The 17,857-nt window shown below is 45.4% G+C and carries 15 protein-coding genes; 6 read left to right on the top strand and 9 right to left on the bottom strand.

The window, feature by feature from the left end; all coding sequences use genetic code 11:
* Positions 1–1,568: 1,568 nt before the first annotated feature.
* The 9 genes from rpsR to dnaA all read right to left on the bottom strand — a co-directional run bounded on the left by rpsR (position 1,569) and on the right by dnaA (position 11,950).
* Positions 1,569–1,811: a 30S ribosomal protein S18 gene (rpsR, locus tag AC0J5I_RS04460; protein ID WP_068562133.1), complete on the bottom strand. Its 243-nt coding sequence runs from the start codon at positions 1,809–1,811 to the stop codon at positions 1,569–1,571.
* Between the two features lie 43 nt (positions 1,812–1,854).
* A complete protein-coding gene (gene ssb, locus AC0J5I_RS04455; protein WP_475304242.1) occupies positions 1,855–2,406 on the bottom strand; it encodes a single-stranded DNA-binding protein in 552 nt (183 codons plus the stop codon).
* A 38-nt stretch (positions 2,407–2,444) separates the two neighbouring features.
* Positions 2,445–2,738, bottom strand: a complete 294-nt coding sequence (gene rpsF, locus AC0J5I_RS04450) for a 30S ribosomal protein S6 (protein ID WP_086628719.1) — start codon at positions 2,736–2,738, stop codon at positions 2,445–2,447.
* A gap of 215 nt (positions 2,739–2,953) precedes the next feature.
* Positions 2,954–5,545, bottom strand: coding sequence for a DNA gyrase subunit A (gene gyrA, locus AC0J5I_RS04445; protein ID WP_475305522.1), 2,592 nt, complete (start codon positions 5,543–5,545; stop codon positions 2,954–2,956).
* Between the two features lie 54 nt (positions 5,546–5,599).
* Positions 5,600–7,537: a DNA topoisomerase (ATP-hydrolyzing) subunit B gene (gyrB, locus tag AC0J5I_RS04440; RefSeq protein ID WP_475304234.1), complete on the bottom strand. Its 1,938-nt coding sequence runs from the start codon at positions 7,535–7,537 to the stop codon at positions 5,600–5,602.
* 4 nt (positions 7,538–7,541) lie between these two features.
* Positions 7,542–8,663 carry a DNA replication/repair protein RecF gene (gene recF / locus AC0J5I_RS04435; RefSeq protein ID WP_475304230.1) on the bottom strand — a complete coding sequence of 374 codons (1,122 nt, stop codon included), beginning with the start codon at positions 8,661–8,663 and terminating at the stop codon, positions 7,542–7,544.
* Positions 8,660–8,926 carry a S4 domain-containing protein YaaA gene (gene yaaA, locus AC0J5I_RS04430; RefSeq protein WP_320163836.1) on the bottom strand — a complete coding sequence of 89 codons (267 nt, stop codon included), beginning with the start codon at positions 8,924–8,926 and terminating at the stop codon, positions 8,660–8,662. Before yaaA ends, recF begins: the two co-directional genes overlap by 4 nt.
* A gap of 363 nt (positions 8,927–9,289) precedes the next feature.
* Positions 9,290–10,441 (bottom strand): DNA polymerase III subunit beta, encoded by a 1,152-nt coding sequence (dnaN, locus tag AC0J5I_RS04425; protein ID WP_475304226.1) that lies wholly within the window; start codon positions 10,439–10,441, stop codon positions 9,290–9,292.
* A 177-nt stretch (positions 10,442–10,618) separates the two neighbouring features.
* Complete coding sequence (gene dnaA / locus AC0J5I_RS04420) at positions 10,619–11,950, bottom strand: chromosomal replication initiator protein DnaA (protein ID WP_068562126.1); 1,332 nt, start codon at positions 11,948–11,950, stop codon at positions 10,619–10,621.
* Positions 11,951–12,521: 571 nt separating this feature from the next.
* On the opposite strand from dnaA, the gene rpmH reads away from it, so the two are divergent.
* The 6 genes from rpmH (at position 12,522) to treP (ending at position 17,784) form a co-directional block, all read left to right on the top strand.
* Positions 12,522–12,656: a 50S ribosomal protein L34 gene (rpmH, locus tag AC0J5I_RS04415; RefSeq protein ID WP_072763781.1), complete on the top strand. Its 135-nt coding sequence runs from the start codon at positions 12,522–12,524 to the stop codon at positions 12,654–12,656.
* 224 nt (positions 12,657–12,880) lie between these two features.
* Positions 12,881–13,225, top strand: a complete 345-nt coding sequence (gene rnpA, locus AC0J5I_RS04410) for a ribonuclease P protein component (protein WP_475304222.1) — start codon at positions 12,881–12,883, stop codon at positions 13,223–13,225.
* 31 nt (positions 13,226–13,256) lie between these two features.
* Positions 13,257–14,087: a membrane protein insertase YidC gene (gene yidC, locus AC0J5I_RS04405; protein WP_475304219.1), complete on the top strand. Its 831-nt coding sequence runs from the start codon at positions 13,257–13,259 to the stop codon at positions 14,085–14,087.
* 35 nt (positions 14,088–14,122) lie between these two features.
* Positions 14,123–14,947: an RNA-binding cell elongation regulator Jag/EloR gene (jag, locus tag AC0J5I_RS04400; protein WP_475304215.1), complete on the top strand. Its 825-nt coding sequence runs from the start codon at positions 14,123–14,125 to the stop codon at positions 14,945–14,947.
* Between the two features lie 155 nt (positions 14,948–15,102).
* Complete coding sequence (locus AC0J5I_RS04395; protein WP_475304211.1) at positions 15,103–16,110, top strand: oxidoreductase; 1,008 nt, start codon at positions 15,103–15,105, stop codon at positions 16,108–16,110.
* A 228-nt stretch (positions 16,111–16,338) separates the two neighbouring features.
* Entirely contained in the window at positions 16,339–17,784 is a 1,446-nt protein-coding gene (gene treP, locus AC0J5I_RS04390) for a PTS system trehalose-specific EIIBC component (protein ID WP_475304208.1), read from the top strand.
* Positions 17,785–17,857: the final 73 nt, after the last annotated feature.

Genomic DNA, 17,857 nt, shown 5'->3' with positions numbered 1-17,857 from the left:
CGCTCGAACCACTCAATTTGTAGATAAACTGTCGCTTGACTGGAGTAGGTTCGATTATTCTGAGTAAATCATTGCTTTCCTATTTCATGAATAATTTGAGATCATCCATTATTTCAATTCAGCTGCACCTCAGGAATATACAGTCTGAACGGAAGCCTGCAACAGTGAATCTGAGATACTTCGAATAGTATCGATCATTTTTTATCTCTAATTTTGATATCAGCGATTATTGGAAATTTGCATTTGCACTTTTTTCAGGCCTACACCTGACCATCTGCATCTACTATTAATTTCTACAGGTACAACTACTGAACCGGCAACTTTTTTGCGCAATGATATTAAGTCCTCAGATTCTCTGCGATATGATTAAAAGAGTCTGATTTCGTGGCGTGTTCTGTCTGTTATATGGCTCTAAAGATGAAAGGGAAGGTCTGTCGCTCCTTTATGATGTCAGTTCTCGGGTATCTGTTTTTTTTAATTTCGTGTCAAGCGGGCTCAATCATTTCCTTGATGCCGATTCACCATTTGCCTCGCTGACTCATTTTATCTCATCTCCAAATCCCCGTCTTCGTAATTTTTTGCATGCATCGATCATGACTGCTCAAAGTAGAATCTTTTGTTGTCGGCAACAGAAAACGCACTGGTAACGTATGCATTTATTTGCTATTAGGACAACCACTGTACGGGTATGGAAGGGAAGATCTTACTTTTCTGAATTGTACACTTTTGGCATTCCCCCACAACTTAGTTCTTTCTGCATTCAGAAATATTTTTTTGTGCCGGAAGCATATCTTCCGGCGCTGGCATAGATCAGAGGCGGATACTGCTTTGGGAATCCCAATTTCAATTTTCGGGAGCAATCTCCCTAAAAAAAATTCCATCAGGAGCGATCCGGAAATTATGATGCATCAAAAACAGCGCTAAAATGTTCCACGTGGAACATTTTAGCACCGGAGATTTATAATTCATATTGGCTAAATTTAAGCTTCTGACAGCACCTGCATTCTTGTTTGAAGTATTTTCCCACGAGCAAGGAGAAGTCCTTCACATAGGGATAAAATGGCCCAATCAGAGCATCATAGTGCCTAGCCTTATACCTCTATGAAGAATATCCAGCCAGTGCACTAGCGCTTACGGAAAAAATATGTTCGAATTCCTTTGCTAGCGTGAAGAGTAGGGGAGGGCATTTAGATAAAGCAAAATCCTTGCTGTTGAGCTTTATCTGGGCTCTTCAGTGTACCTTAGGATGAGCAACGAATTGGGGGAGAACTTAAGGGAATGATACGAGAAGACTGATGGATAAAAATAGTCTACCCTTGCTTATTTAGTGATGCCCGAAGGAGATATGGGAGTAGACACTCAGAAAGATGCAGTACGCAGTTTGCTTCAACTGACCATACGATCTATTCAACAGAAACGGATAGAGCGCATCGAAAAAAATTTGTACCCAGAAGAAGGAAAAGGGGAGTGGTTGCGACATCCGGGTGCAGTGAGCTGTGTCCATGTACGAACAGCAACTGTTTTTGGGTACAAAAAAAGGAGCGCTCCTGGAAGCGACTCCCTTAATATTATTCTGCTAATGTAAATGGCATAAGAGCCATGATACGAGAACGTTTGATAGATACAGTCAAAGTTCTTTGATGTTTAGCGCATGTACCTGTTACACGACGAGGTAAAATTTTACCTTTTTCAGATATATAACGTTTCAATAAATCAGTCTCTTTGTAATCTACATGATCAATGTGGTTAGCACAGAAATAACAAACTTTTTTACGTTTGCGTCCGCCTCTGCTGTTACGTTGAAATGCCATGTCAATTCCTCCTTTTCCTAAACTAACCATTCTGTCCTAAAGACTAGAACGGCAAATCATCATCTGAAATGTCAATTGATTCTCCGTTTGATGAAAACGGATCAGCAGTTGAGTTAAAATCAGAAAAACCGTTTTGTTTCGGAGAAGAGTATTGATTATTATACTGTCCTTGGTTTTGGTTCGATTCAAAAGATTTGCTTGATCCGAAGTTTGCACTCGGAGCTGCTTGATTTGAAGAAGCTGCGCCAGTCTCTCTCGGTCTTTGTTCGGTAGTTGTTTTCGATTCCAACAATGTGAAATTATCTGCAACAACTTCAGTCACGTATACGCGCTGTCCTTGTTGATTATCATAATTCCTTGTTTGGATTCGGCCAGTGATACCGACTAAAGAGCCTTTGCGAGTGAAATTCGCGAAATTCTCTGCAGATTTTCTCCACATGACACAATTGATGAAGTCAGCTTCTCTTTCTCCTGCTTGGTTAGTAAACTGTCTGTTTACTGCAAGAGCGAAGGTTCCGACTGCTGTGCCGCTGGATGTATAGCGTAAATCAACATCTTTTGTAAGTCTGCCGACTAAGACAACATTATTAATCATTCATCTTACTCCTTTCAAAATGTTTCACGTGGAACACTTTACTTAGTTTCTACTTTAACAACGATGTGGCGAATGATATCGCTATTGATCTTTGCTAGACGGTCGAATTCGTCGATTGCTTTAGCATCTGAAGCAGAAATTTTCACGATATGGTAGATACCTTCACGAAAATCTTTGATTTCATAAGCTAAACGGCGTTTCGCCCAGTCTTTTGATTCAATAACTTCAGCGCCATTATCAGTTAAAATAGAATCGAAACGTGCGATCAATTCTGCTTTAGCTTCTTCTTCGATGTTAGGACGGATAATGTAGTTGATTTCGTAATTGCTCATTTGACTGTCACCTCCTTGTGGACTTTGGCCCTTACTTATGTAAGAGCAAGGAGAGTACCTTTTCAGGATTACTCACATCTAAAGATTGTACCATATTCCATTTTTTATGGCAAGCCTTTTTTTCAACCGCCTTGAAAGAGGGCCAAAAAAAACAGAGAAAACCGTCACAGGACAGTTTCCTCTGTTTTTGCGCTATTAGCTTTGGTATCTAAGTTTTATTCTTCCGAATCTTCCTCATCCAACAGTTCATCTGCGAAATCGCTCATTTTATCGGCTATTTCGGAGTTTCCCGCTGTATCTGGTGTATTTGCCTGTTCGGTTGAATCAGCTACTTCTGAGGCGTTATTTTCGCCTTCTGGAAGCAAGGCTGTATTCAGTGGAACAACAGCTTCTTCATCCTCTTCGCGCTCAACTTTTGCCATTGTCGATACTATGGCTTCGCCATCAAGCTTGATCAGGCGTACGCCGAGAGTGGCACGGCCTGTTTGGGAAATGGCATCAGCGTGGAAACGGATCATGACGCCTTTATCCGTGATGATCATGATGTCTTCATCGCCGGAGACAGTTGTCAAACCTACCAATTTCCCGTTTTTCTCAGTAATGTTGGCTGTTTTGACCCCTTTACCGCCTCGTCCTTTGATGGCATATTCATCTGCTGCCGTACGTTTGCCGTAACCATTTTCCGTGATGATTAGAACTTCCGACTCGTGTTTCAGCACATCCATGCCGACAACATAATCATCTCCTCTTAATTTCACACCGCGGACACCGGTAGCAGTCCTACCCATATCACGGACGTCCTTTTCATCAAAGCTTACGGAGTAACCGAAGTGCGTTCCGATAATGATGTTCTGGTTGCCGTCAGTCAAGGATACTTTGATCAGCTCATCCTCATCCTTCAGGTTGATTGCGCGCAGACCGCTTTGACGTATATTTTGGAATTCAGTAGCAGATGTCCGTTTGACGGTACCCATCCGCGTCGTGAAGAACAAGTAATCTCCGTCTTGCGGGCCGCCTTTGACGTTGATGATGGCTTGGATTTTTTCGTTGGCATCCAAGTTCAGCAAGTTGATGATCGGCAAGCCTTTTGCCTGACGGCCGTATTCAGGTACTTCATAGCCTTTTGTTTTGTATACTTTCCCTTGGTTCGAGAAGTACAGCAACACATCGTGCGTTGATGCCGAAATCAGTGTTTCGATGAAATCATCATCATGGATACCCATGCCTTGGACACCGCGTCCGCCGCGTTTTTGGGCTCTGAATTCGCTGTTTGGCAAACGTTTGATGTAGCCGTTATGTGTTAAAGTCAGGACGATGTCTTCCTCTTCAATCAAGTCTTCATCCTCAAGCGACAATACTTCTCCGACCAACAGTTCCGTGCGGCGTTTGTCGCCGAATTTTTCTTGGATTTCAAGTAATTCCGTATAGATGATGTCGAAGACACGCTGCTCATTCGCTAAAATATCAGTCAAATCAGCAATCAAAGCCATCAGCGCATCATATTCCGCTTCAACTTTTTCTCTTTCCAAACCGGTCAGACGCACCAGACGCATATCCAAAATGGCTTGCGCTTGTTTGTCGGAAAGGCCGTATTTGTCGATGAAGATTTGTTTGGCTGCATCGCCATTGTTTGAACCGCGCAGAATCGCTACGATTTCATCGATGTGATCCAAAGCGATCCGCAAGCCGGCCAAGATATGCGCACGGGCTTCCGCTTTTCGTTTGTCGAATGCGGCTCTTCTGCGGATGACTTCTTCTTGGTGTTCCAGATAATGGACCAAAATCTGTTTGAGTCCCAGCACTTTAGGGATGCCTTTTACGATCGCCAACATATTGAAGCCGAAAGAAGATTGGAGCGGCGTCAATTTATAAAGATTATTCAGAATCACGCCGGCACTGACATCCTTGCGGACATCAATGACGACACGCATGCCGTCGCGGTCAGACTCATCCGCCAAGTCGGTTATGCCTTCGATCCTTTTGTCGCGGGCCAATTCAGCAATCCGTTCGACCAATTTCGCTTTGTTGACCATATACGGCAATTCGGAAATGATGATGCGTTCTTTGCCGTTTTTCAGGATTTCGACCTCTACACGTCCGCGGACAATGATGGAGCCTTTGCCCGTTTCATAGGCTTTCCTGATGCCTGATTTGCCCATGACGATACCGCCTGTAGGGAAATCGGGGCCGGGAACGGCCTCCATCAAATCGGCAGTCGTCGCCTCCGGATCATTCATCAGGATATGCAGGGCGGAAATGACTTCCGTCAGGTTGTGCGGCGGGATATTTGTCGCCATCCCAACGGCGATACCGGAAGCCCCATTCACCAGTAGGTTAGGGAAGCGAGCCGGCAATACATCGGGTTCACTTTCGGAACCGTCATAGTTATCGTGGTAATCGACTGTATCCTTGTTGAGGTCGCGCAGCATTTCCAAGGCGATCTTTGACATCCGCGCTTCGGTGTAACGCATCGCTGCGGCGCTGTCTCCATCGATGGAGCCGAAGTTTCCGTGCCCATCGACCAACGGATAACGGTAACTGAAATCCTGGGACATACGCACCATGGATTCATAGATGGCACTGTCACCGTGGGGATGGTACTTACCCATTACGTCCCCGACGATACGTGCGGATTTTTTGTGTGCTTTATCAGGCGTAACGCCCAATTCGCTCATGCCGTAAAGAATACGGCGATGGACCGGCTTGAGTCCGTCACGGACATCAGGCAAAGCCCTGGCTACGATAACGCTCATGGCATACTCTAGGAATGAAGTTTCCATTTCATGGCTTAATTCCCTTTGTTCCATGGCTTGATCATTTATTTTTTCAATTTCATCAGACATTTAATTTCCAACCCCCTTTTAGATATCCAAGTTCTTCACGTAAACCGCATTTTCTTCGATGAAGTTCCTTCTTGGTTCTACATGATCCCCCATAAGCATATTCAATGTTTCGTCAGCTTTGACGGCATCGTCGACGGTCACCTGCAGGAAGTGACGGTTCTCAGGGTTCATGGTCGTATCCCATAATTGTTCTGCATCCATTTCTCCAAGCCCTTTATAGCGTTGGATGATTGGTTTTGGCGAGTCAGGGATGGAGGCAAGGTACTCTTCCAGCTCCTGATCGGTATCGAGATACTTCTCTTTTTTGCCTTGCTTCACCTGATACAAAGGTGGCTGTGCGATATACACATATCCAGCTTCAACCAATGGACGCATGTAGCGGTAGAAAAGCGTCAACAGCAACGTACGGATATGCGCGCCATCGACATCGGCATCGGTCATGATGACCAATTTATGATAACGGGCTTTGGAAACATCAAAGTCTCCACCGAAGCCGGTACCCATTGCCGTAAACAACGAACGGATCTCTTCATTGGCGAGGATTTTATCGATGGATGCTTTTTCTACATTCAGAATCTTTCCTCGGATCGGCAGGATTGCCTGGAAGAAACGAGAGCGGCCTTGTTTTGCCGAACCTCCGGCTGAGTCTCCTTCGACGATGAAAATTTCGGATTCTGCTGGATTTTTACTTGAACAGTCGGCCAATTTACCGGGCAGATTACTGATTTCCAAGCCACTCTTCTTACGTGTCACTTCACGGGCTCTTTTAGCAGCTAAACGTGCGCGGGCAGCCAACATACCTTTTTCGACAATCTGACGGGCGACTTGCGGGTTTTCCATCAGGAATTTATCAAAGTACGCTGAAAAAAGTCGATCGGTGATGGTACGCGCTTCTGAATTGCCCAATTTTGTTTTTGTTTGTCCCTCAAATTGCGGATCAGGATGCTTGATGGAGAGGACAAGGGTGAGGCCTTCGCGCACATCTTCCCCGGTCAGATTCTCTTCATTTTCCTTGATGATCTTATTGCGTTTTGCATAGTCATTGATGACACGGGTCAAAGCTGTCTTTGCACCGGATTCATGGGTTCCGCCTTCGTAGGTATGGATATTATTGGCGAAACTCAGAAAGTTTGTATGGTAGCCATCCGTATATTGCATCGCTACTTCAACTTGAATATCGTCCTGCTCGCCTTCGATGTAGATGGGTTCTTCGAAAATGACTTTTTTATTGCGGTTCAGGAACTCGACGTAACTCTTGATTCCGCCTTCGTAATAATAGTCTTGTCCCACAGGTTCTTCTGGACGTTTATCCGTGATGGAAATGTTCAATCCTTTGTTCAAGAAAGCCAATTCCCTGACGCGTACGGCCAGTTTTTCAAAATCAAAGACAATCGTTTCCTTGAAAATTTCCGGATCAGGCAGGAAACGGACCTCCGTACCATGCTTATCTGTATCTCCTGTGATGGTCAAATCGGATGTGATGTCTCCACGTACAAACGTTTGGGTATAAATTTTATCGTTTTTAAAGACGTTTACGGTCAATTCAGAAGACAAGGCATTCACGACGGAAGCGCCAACACCATGGAGACCACCTGAAACCTTGTAGCCTCCACCGCCGAATTTTCCGCCTGCATGAAGAACAGTGAAGACCGTTTCTACAGCGGGGCGACCAGTCTTCGCTTGGATATCGACTGGAATACCACGGCCATTATCGGTTACGGTTACGCTGTTGTCTTTTTCAATTATTATTTCAATTTTCGTCGCAAAGCCGGCAAGCGCTTCATCGATGGAATTATCTACGATTTCCCAGACCAAATGGTGCAGACCCGCGCCACTGGTAGAGCCGATGTACATCCCAGGACGTTTGCGGACTGCTTCCAGTCCTTCCAGGACCTGGATCTGACTGGCATCATATTCTTTTGCTCGTTCAGCTTTGTTCATTTCGTTTTCTGCCATTCTGTTACACACCTTCCATTTCTACTTCACCGTTTTTTATATGGTAGATAGTCGGTTCGTCTATCTTATTCTTTTTTATGCCATCCAAACTGGTTGTCGTCAAAAAGGTCTGAACCTTCTTCTCGATCGCTTTCAGCAGATGGGTCTGGCGTTCATCATCCAATTCTGACAGGACATCATCCAGCAACAGGATCGGATACTCCCCGAGGACCTCATTCATGCATTCGATCTCCGCCAATTTGAGACTGAGGACAGTCGTTCTTTGCTGCCCTTGAGAGCCGTAATTTTGGACATTGCGTCCGTTCACCTGAAAGGTCAGATCATCGCGGTGCGGACCGAAAAGGGTGACCGCCTGATCCCGTTCCCGGCTTTTCCCTTGACTGAATGCTTCCATCAGTTTCAAAAAAATAGCGTCTTTATCCATCTCATCAGACAACTCGATGTTGGACTTGTAGGCGATCGTCAGTTCTTCACGCTCCAAAGAAATCTCTTTGTGCAGCGGTTGGGCCCAGGCTTCCAATTTTTTGATGAACTGGAGACGATAGACCAACAGATCGGCACCCAAAATGGCCAATTGTTCAGTCAGCACATCCAAATAGACTTCATCCTTGGCTTTGCCGGTCACCAACTGCTTCAGATAAAGATTCCGTTGCTTCAGTATCCGCTGATATTGTACAAGATCATGCAGATAGACCGGGTTCATCTGGCCCAGCTCCATATCCAGGAATTTTCTCCGGTTGGCGGGTGCGCCCTTCACCAGATTCAGGTCTTCCGGGGCGAACAGCACGACGTTCAGCTGGCCGATATATTGGCTCAGTTTTTTTTGTTCCAGGTGATTGACTTTGGCAATCTTACCTTTTTTGGAAAAAATGATTTCCAAAGGGAACGTGGAAACCCTTTTTTGGATTTTGCCGGTTATCTTGGCGGACTCTTCTTGCCACCGGATCATTTCTTTTTCGTTTGACGTGCGCGGACTCCTTGCCAAAGCCAAGGCATAGATTGCTTCCATGAGATTGGTTTTGCCTTGCGCATTCTCACCCAAAAACACATTGATGCCATCTGAAAAGGACACGGAAAGAGACGGATAATTCCGAAAATTTTGCAGCGTCACTTCTTTCAGGATCATGCTTCGGACTCACTGTTGTTTTGCTCAGCCTCTTCTTTATCCGATTTTGTTGACTGGATGAAGAAAGTGCCTTCACCAGGGATGTCGATCATCGTACCGGGAAACAATTTGCGGCCTCTGCGGTCTTCTTTTTCGTTATCTACGTACACCACATATTCTGAAAGGAACCATTTGGCCATTCCGCCGCTGGAAATCAGATTGACATGTTTCAGTAGTTGACCAAGAGTAATGAACTCTGCATCAATATTCACAATATTTTTCAAGAAATTCACCTATTTTCCAATAAAATAAGCGTGGAAAATAAAATCCACGCAACAACGCTATTTAATATGTTTATTATACTATTTTTTTTGATCAATTTCAAATTTTCGCGAAAAAAAAGGCCCTTATTTCAATTTTTTTCGAAAACAATACAAATTAGCTATATCCCAACGAAGGCGTCTATAGGCTTATAAATTAAAAATTCGCGTTTTTCGATCATTTTATCTTTAGTTAAACAAATGGAGCGAATGCAGACTTTCTTACTATGTTAAAAACAGCTGGTCTGAGCGTTTTCATTTTTGGATAAGCAAAAAGCAAGAAAACGATTGAATCGTCTCCTTGCTTTTTTGACTGTATCTATCGGATCAATAAGTCCTTACAGGCGTGATCAATTGGATGAACGAATTATCGTTATCGTCTTCACGATCTGCGGGCACGACTGTGAATGGCCGTACAGCCGAAGTGAAATTGACTTGGACATCCTGTTGGCCGAATGTGCGTAGCGCATCCTTCATGTAATCGGGATTGAAGGAAATGATCAGCGGATCACCACTAGCGGACTCATAGGCCAAGGATTCTTCCACATTGCCGACTTCAGGAGAGTTTCCTGATAACTCGACTTTGTTTGCATCGATGGATAGTTTGACGACGTTGTTTTTGCCTTCATGCGAAAGCAGGGAGGCACGGTCGGTAGCCTGCAGCAAATCATAGGCATTCAGGACGATCTGCGTGCTGGAGCTAGCCGGAATCAACCGGTTTGTATCCGGGTAGTAGCCTTCCAGCAAGCGCGAGTAGAAATAAACATTTTCGGCTTTGAAAAGGACTTGGTTCTCGGTGATCATCATTTCGATGGTCGCTTGGTTCTCAACGATCCGCGAGAGTTCCACCAAGCTTTTTCCGGGAATGATGACATTGTAGGTTTTTTCCATCTGCGATTCGGGAGCCGCGATCGAGATGACGCGCTGGCTCAAACGATGGCTGTCCGTAGCGACAGCTGTCAATTTCCCATTTTGGATGGTCATGTTCACCCCGGTCAAAATTGGCCGGCTTTCCTGTGTCGACGTTGCGATTACCGTATGCTGGATCACTTGTTTGAATAAAGCGGTCGGCAAGGTGATGACTTCATTCGAATCGATGACCGGGAAATTAGGATAGTTGTTTACATCGATTCCGTTGATGGTGAAAGATGCTTTGGCAGAAGTGATGTTTGTCAGGAAATGATCTTTGACTTCAATCGTAATTTTTTCGTCAGCTAATTTTTTTACGATTTCACTGAAGAAACGAGCCGGCAGGACAATGCCGCCTTGTGTGTTGATTTCGATCTGATTATTCTCTTCCGACACAGGGATCAGCGTTTCGATGGAAATATCCGAGTCGCTTCCGCTCAATACGATCCCATTTTCATCAGCGCTGATTTTTACCCCTGTCAAAATCGGGATTGTCGTTCTGCTGGAAATAGCTCTTTGTACGTCAGATAAGTGTTTGATCAAAACCTGACGATTAATGGAAAATTTCATAATAAGGGACCTCCGATGGTTATTAATATAAATTAAATAATATTAGTAATAGTAGTAGGGCCTGTTCATACTGTGGATAAGTGAAAGAAGCCGATAAAACCAATCGTTTTCCACCTGTGGATAACGTGTTCGTAAATGCCGTCTAATTTATTGGCTTATCCACAATGCGCGAGAGGATCATTTTTTCAAACTGTTTTGGATCGTCTCGATTTCGCGTTGCAGAACAGGGTCTTTTTTTACGGAAAGGGCAATCTTGTCATGAGCGTGAATGACAGTCGTGTGATCCTTACCGCCGAATTCCGAACCGATTTTCGGCAAGGAATTATCCGTCATCACTCGGGAAAGGTACATAGCAATTTGTCTTGGCACAACGATTCCCTTGGTGCGCTTCTTGCCTTTCAATTCCTCGACGGTCACGTGGTAATATTTCCCTACCGCTTGCTGGATGGCATAGATGGATAAAGCTTTTGGCTTTTCGGAAGGCATGATGCTCTTCAGAGCGTCTGCTGCCAGACTGGTGGTGATGTCGGTCCCTTGTATAGCTGAATAGGCTTGAACCCGGACGAGGGCGCCTTCCAGTTCCCTGATGTTGGAATCTATCTGCCCAGCGATATAGCTGAGAGTGTCATCGGGAATTTCAAGGCGCTCGCTATTGGCTTTTTTACGCAGAATGGCGATGCGTGTCTCCAGATCGGGCGGCGTGATATCAACCGATAAGCCCCAAGCAAAACGGGAGACAAGCCGTTCCTGCAGTTTCGGGATCTCGTTCGGCAAGCGATCGCTCGTCAGCACGATCTGCTTGCGTTCATCGTAAAGCGCATTGAAAGTATGGAAGAACTCTTCCTGTGTTCCTTCTTTGTCGGCAAAAAATTGAATATCATCGACCATCAATAAGTCGACGCTACGGTATTCATTGCGGAATTGCTCCTGCGTCCGATTCTGGATGGAATTGATGAAATCATTGGCGAACGTTTCGCTGCTGACATATTTTACTCTGGCTGTTGGCCGCAGTTGCAGCATTTGATGGCCGATGGCGTGCATCAAATGAGTCTTGCCTAAGCCTACTCCTCCATAGAAGAAGAGCGGGTTGTAGATTGTACCGGGTTCCTCCGCCACGACGAGGGCGGCAGCATGAGCCATCTGGTTTCCTTTTCCTATAACAAAGGTGTCAAAGGTATACTTGCTGTTCAGTTGGGCATCTTTGAAGAGACGATTGTTGTTGGTGCGTTTGATGGTCGGTTTTGCAATATCAGGCATTTCCTCATTCTTGATCATAAAAATGGGAGTCAGTTCTTTGCCGCTGAATTCGTATATGCCTTCGACAATTCTGCTCATCAAGTTATTTTGCCAATAATCTTTATGTAAAGAAGAGGGAACTTCGATGATGATATTCGTGTCAGTCAGTCGGACCGGGACTGCGCTGTCTATCCAAGTATCGTAGCTGACTTTTGACAATGATTCTTGAAATTTTTCTTGCAGATAACGCCATAATGAATAGATGTCATCCAAATGGGACACCTCCTTTTAGTGAGTCCTTTTTATTTTAGCATTATATCAAAAAGTTTTCCACAACTCTTTTCATCTGTGAATAAAACAATTAACCGGTGCATAAATAGTTTTCCACAGGCTCAAGGAGGGTGTGGAAAAGGTTTGTGAACGAAGCTGTTGTCCACGGCCCGTTGTGGAACGGTGTGTTTTACAAATCTTGATTGTTACAGTGTTTGATACACTTTTCCACAGGTTTGACAGGCAGTGTTTCTGAAGAAGTGCACAGGCTGTAGGAATGTGGATAAATCGGGTCGAAGGTGTGAGCAATCAGGGAGGCTGCAGGAGTTATCCCATGGCATTGTGTATTAAAAAAAAGGTTGTGGATAATTTTATTTCGATGAGAATCAAATTTTTTTCAAGAAAAGTGTTTTATCTTTCAATGATTTGTGCTATTATATCTCAGTGAGTTCAATAAAAATGAACCAATTTTACTTGACAGGTCACATTCTGTCTCTTTATAATGTTAATGGACTGTCTAAACAGTGAAATATAACCTATTTGAAAGATAGTTTATCAGGAGGTGTAAAGATCAATGAAAAGAACATACCAACCTAAAAAACGTCACCGTCAATCCGTTCATGGTTTCCGTAAACGTATGAGCACAAAAAACGGCCGTAGAGTATTAGCAAGAAGACGCGCTAAAGGCAGAAAAGTTATCTCTGCATAGATCACTGACCGTTTCAGTGGTCTTTTTTTTTAAGTATTTCGAAAAATGCAAAAAGGTCTTTCTTAAATGGAGAGTATGACAAATGTGTCCAACAGAACCGACAGCAGAGATGCCTCGGGAAGGGGTCCACATTTGTGATGATAACGGAGAGAGAAATTTTTCTGTTTTTCTCCATTTGGGAGAGATTTTTTTGCATGTTATGATTGCAGATTTGAGGGAAGAACATGAGGAAATCTTTTCGTGTTAAGAAAGAAAAAGAGTTTCAGAAAGTATTTCATAATGGTGTGTCCAAAGCGAACCGCCAATTCGTGATTTATGTGCTTGATAAACAGGGACAATCGCATTTTCGGGTCGGTCTGTCCGTCGGTAAAAAAATCGGCAACGCCGTTGTGCGGAATGCCGTCAAAAGAAAAATCCGCCAGGCACTCACGGAATTGAAGGTAGATTTGGTTCAGGACATTGACTTTATCGTTATCGCGCGCAAGCCGGTTGCTGAAATGTCGGCTGCGGAGGTTAAGAAAAGTCTGACCCACGTTCTTAAGCTTTCCAGCCTTTTGAAAAATAAATAAACTATATTATTCCTATTAAGGAGGAGTTCTCTTGTCAAAGCGTAAGCGATTACTTTTTACACTCAGCTTATTTGCTGTTATGATGGTTTTGTCAGCGTGTGGAACGGAACCCATTACCTCAGAAAGTGCCGGTTTTTGGGATCGTTATGTTGTCTTTAATTTCTCCAACATGATCGTGTGGTTGTCCGATCTATTTTTCAGTAATTATGGCCTAGGAATCATTGCCTTTACGATCATCATCCGCGTTATCCTGTTGCCGCTTAATCATTTCCAAACGAAGAGCACGAAAAAAATGTCGGCTGTTCAACCACAGATAAAAGCGTTGCAGGCAAAATATGCTTCTAAAGATCGGGAAACACAGGAAGTCCTGCAAAAGGAAGTTTCTAAGCTGTATGCCGATAACAATGTGAATCCTTACATGGGTTGTTTGCCTGTTTTGGTTCAGATGCCTGTCTTGATGGCGTTGTACCAAGCAATCAGCCGGACTGAAATTTTGAAGAGCGGCAGCTTCCTATGGATGAACTTGGGAGAACGCGATCCATTCTTTATTTTGCCGGTAGTGGCCGCCATCCTGACGTATGCCACAAGCAAGTTGACGATGATGTCACAGACGGAAGCGAATCCTGCGACAAAATCGATGACGTACACGATGCCGATCATGATTTTGATGATGGGTATCAACTTTCCGAGCGCCTTGTCATTGTACTGGGTAGCAAGTAATGCCTTCTCTGTAGGGCAGACGCTGATGCTGAACAACCCGTACACGGCTATCCGCGAGCGCGAACAAGCGGAAGCAGAAACAAAAGCGCGCGAAAAAGCATTGAAGAAAGCTCAAAATCCTAAAAAGAAAAAGAAAAACTAGTTATACTTTGAAGTAGGAAAGGATGACATTCTATTATGGATAAAGTAATTGCGAAAGATACGACCGTTGATAAAGCGATTCGCAAAGGTCTGGATTTGTTGGGCGTCGATAGCCATGAAGCCGATATCGTCGTAATCTCTGAAGGTAAAAAAGGGATTTTTGGATTCGGACAAAAAGAGGCAGTCGTGGAAATCACGCGCAAGGAAATCAGGGACTTTGATGAAGCAGGCGATATCCAATTAGCTGAAATCGAAGAGACAGTCGAAGATATCGTAGAAGATCTTGAAGAGGATTATCCGGAAACTGCCGAAAAGATATTGGCTGATCAACCTGAAATCGATAGAGTGATTTCTTCCGATGAGGATGAAGAAGCCGAAGAATATGAAGATTATGATGAAGAATCCGGCCGCGATGAAGCAATTGCTGCAGTGACCGAGTATCTTACTTCGGTAGCTTCAGCATACGGGGCTCCTGCGATCGTGACGGTCGAAGAGAAGAACAATATGCTGATTTTCCAAATGGAAAGCGAAAAGCCAGGGTTATTGATCGGCAAATACGGAAAAATCGTCAATGCGCTCCAGATTTTGGCGCAAGCGTTGGTGCAGCGCTATGTGCGTCGCCGCCTGTCCGTAATCGTGAATGTCGGTGACTACCGTGAGCGCAGAGCTGCCGTTTTGGAAAGCATCGCCGACCGTACTGCGGAACGCGTCATCAAAACGAAACAGCCCGTGTTTCTTGAGCCTCTACCTGCTTTCGAAAGAAAACAGATCCATGCGCGCTTGAGCCAAAACAAACGCATCAAAACCCATTCCGAGGGCAAAGAGCCGCATCGTTATTTGGTTGTTGAGATAGCGGAATAAGCATACATCCAAAAACCTTCACCAGGTATCAGCTTGATTCCCGGTGAAGGTTTTTTTATTTGGCTCTTTTTTCCTGCTGGTTGCGTGGAAGAGGTCGCAAATTATGGGAAGATGGACTAAACTAAAGATAAAAATAAGCTGAAACGAGGGGTAGTATGGAAGAGTTCAAGGCTTTATGGGCGGAAAATATAGCTGCGAAAGTGGAAACGACGGTGAGAACATTCAACAAAGAGGACTTGCCTGACGGGGAGGTGCTGATCGAAGTGCACTATTCGAGCGTCAACTACAAGGACGGGCTGGCCGGGACTAATCCGAAAAGCGGGGTCATCCGCAATTATCCGATGATTTTGGGGATCGATCTGAGCGGCGTGGTTGTGGAATCGCTCCATCCGGCTTTCCGGGCAGGGGATAAGGTAATCGTGACGGGCTACGGTTTAGGGGTGAGTCATTTCGGCGGATTCAGCCAATATGCCCGGGTCCCTGCAGCCTGGATTGTTCCGTTGCCGGAAGGATTGAGTTTAAGGGAAGCAATGATCATCGGGACGGCCGGTTACACAGCTGCGGAGTCGGTGGATGCTTTGGAGCAACAAGGTATCCAGCCGAAAACGGGTGCTGTTTTGGTGAGGGGAGCTTCCGGTGGTGTCGGCGGGATGGCAATCGCCATGCTGAAGCGTCTTGGGTATACGGTTGAAGCTGTTTCCCGGAAGAAAGCGGACTGCCTGGATTACCTGAAGCGACTCGGTGCTGAAGGCGTTCTCCATCCCGATGAAGTGGCGCTGGAGAAGAAGCGGCCTTTGGCTCAGCAGCGTTGGGCAGCGATCATCGATCCGGTCGGTGGTCCGATGCTGCCTGAGTTGCTGGCGCAGCTGCACTACGGCGGATGTCTGGCCTTGAGCGGAAATGCCGGCGGAATCGCATTCGAAGCGACCGTGCTGCCATTCATACTGAGGGGCGTCAAGCTTGTGGGGATCGATTCAGTCAACCATCCTTACGCTGAGCGCATCAAACTTTGGGAACGCATGGCAAGCGATCTGAAGCCGATAAATCTGGAGTTGCTGGTCGAACAGGAAATCATGCTGGAAGACTTGCCAACGGCTTTCGGGAAGATCATGGACGGGAAGATGCATGGGCGTACGCTAGTGAACGTGAAACAAGCGATATAAATGGCTCAGCACAATCAAAAAACGGCAGGGAACCGGGCCATCCGATTCTTTTTGCCGTTTTTTTTGATGGTGTTGTCCAGCTTGTTAACGCTTCATAACATGCGGAAAACAAACAACTTGTCTATACAAGTAAAAATATTGCGAGTGGAAAACGTTTGCATTATAAAGTTTTTCACGGTAGAATAGAAATGTCAGGAACATGTATATACAAGTTTAGGAGGAGAAAAAATGGTAGATTTCAACAAAGATGCAAAGGATCTGCTGGAACATATCGGGGGACCCGATAATATTTCTGCAGTCAGTCACTGTGCCACTCGGATGCGTTTCGTCCTGAATGACCCCGCTGCCGCCAACATCAAGAAGATCGAAGACATACCCGCAGTAAAAGGAACCTTCACCCAAGCAGGACAATTTCAGGTCATCATCGGTAATGAAGTGCCACAATTTTATAACGAGTTCGCGAAGGTATCCGGCAAAGAGGGCGTCTCAAAAGATGAGGCAAAAGCGGCAGCCAAGCAGAATCAGAATGTTGTGCAGCGTGCCATGGCTGTGCTGGCGGAAATCTTTACGCCGCTGATTCCGGCCATCGTAGTAGGGGGGCTTATCCTCGGCTTCCGCAACGTGCTTGAAGGAATCAACTTTGCCAACGGCACGATCGTTTCCAATTCGCAGTTCTGGACAGGCGTCAATGATTTCCTTTGGCTGATCGGTGAAGCAATTTTCCACTTCTTGCCAGTCGGCATCACTTGGAGCATCACGAAAAAGATGGGCACTACGCAGATTCTGGGTATCGTTCTCGGGATTACATTGGTATCACCGCAATTATTGAATGCTTATGGTGTCGCCGGGGCGCAAGAAATTCCATTCTGGGATTTCGGTGCTTTCACGATCAACAAGATCGGTTATCAAGCACAAGTCATTCCCGCCATGTTGGCTGGTTTCCTCCTGGCATACTTGGAGATCTGGCTGCGTAAATGGGTTCCACAGTACATTTCGATGATTGTTGTTCCGCTGTTGGCCTTGGTTCCTACTGTCATCGTCGCGCATACTGTACTGGGACCCATCGGTTGGACCATCGGACAATGGGTTTCGGAAGTTGTTTATGCCGGATTGACAGGGGACTTCAGATGGTTGTTCGGACTGTTCTTCGGTACGCTCTATTCGCCGCTCGTCATCACGGGGCTTCACCATATGTCCAATGCCATCGACCTGCAGCTAATCGCCGATTTCGGCGGCACCAACCTGTGGCCGATGATTGCTCTTTCGAATATCGCACAAGGCTCGGCCGTTATGGCGATCATCTTCCTGCACAGAGGGAATGAGAAAGAGGAACAGGTTTCCATCCCGGCTGCCATCTCCTGTTACTTGGGCGTAACCGAGCCGGCCATGTTCGGTATCAACATCAAATATATCTATCCGTTCGTTGCAGCGATGATTGGATCCGGTATCGCCGGTTTGGTGGCTACGACCTTCAACGTCATGGCGAACAGTATCGGAGTCGGCGGGATTCCTGGTTTCCTCAGCATCCAGACCGATTCGATGGCGATGTTCTTCGTATGTATGGCCATCGCGATCGTTGTGCCGTTCCTGTTGACGATTGTGTTCGATAAGAAACAACTTTTCGCTCCCAAAGGCGAAGTTGAGGATGCACCGGTTATCCAAACGCAAAAGTAAAAAATGAATTACTGGAGGCAAAAAGCTGTTCGTGAAGCTTTTTGCCTTCAGTCATAGTGAGAAGACAGGGGGT

The organism is Trichococcus sp. TS_SC_9 (assembly GCF_056156325.1).
This window is presented reverse-complemented; position numbering and strand designations above follow the sequence as displayed.

Excerpts from the sequence above, each read along its gene's own strand:
- recF (WP_475304230.1), bottom strand. The coding sequence starts at position 8,663 with ATGATCCTGAAAGAAGTGACGCTGCAAAATTTTCGGAATTATCCGTCT.
- gyrA (WP_475305522.1), bottom strand. The coding sequence starts at position 5,545 with ATGGAACAAAGGGAATTAAGCCATGAAATGGAAACTTCATTCCTAGAG.
- rpsR (WP_068562133.1), bottom strand. The coding sequence starts at position 1,811 with ATGGCATTTCAACGTAACAGCAGAGGCGGACGCAAACGTAAAAAAGTT.
- rpmH (WP_072763781.1), top strand. The coding sequence starts at position 12,522 with ATGAAAAGAACATACCAACCTAAAAAACGTCACCGTCAATCCGTTCAT.
- rpsF (WP_086628719.1), bottom strand. The coding sequence starts at position 2,738 with ATGAGCAATTACGAAATCAACTACATTATCCGTCCTAACATCGAAGAA.
- rnpA (WP_475304222.1), top strand. The coding sequence starts at position 12,881 with ATGAGGAAATCTTTTCGTGTTAAGAAAGAAAAAGAGTTTCAGAAAGTA.
- AC0J5I_RS04395 (WP_475304211.1), top strand. The coding sequence starts at position 15,103 with ATGGAAGAGTTCAAGGCTTTATGGGCGGAAAATATAGCTGCGAAAGTG.
- treP (WP_475304208.1), top strand. The coding sequence starts at position 16,339 with ATGGTAGATTTCAACAAAGATGCAAAGGATCTGCTGGAACATATCGGG.
- ssb (WP_475304242.1), bottom strand. The coding sequence starts at position 2,406 with ATGATTAATAATGTTGTCTTAGTCGGCAGACTTACAAAAGATGTTGAT.
- dnaN (WP_475304226.1), bottom strand. The coding sequence starts at position 10,441 with ATGAAATTTTCCATTAATCGTCAGGTTTTGATCAAACACTTATCTGAC.
- gyrB (WP_475304234.1), bottom strand. The coding sequence starts at position 7,537 with ATGGCAGAAAACGAAATGAACAAAGCTGAACGAGCAAAAGAATATGAT.
- jag (WP_475304215.1), top strand. The coding sequence starts at position 14,123 with ATGGATAAAGTAATTGCGAAAGATACGACCGTTGATAAAGCGATTCGC.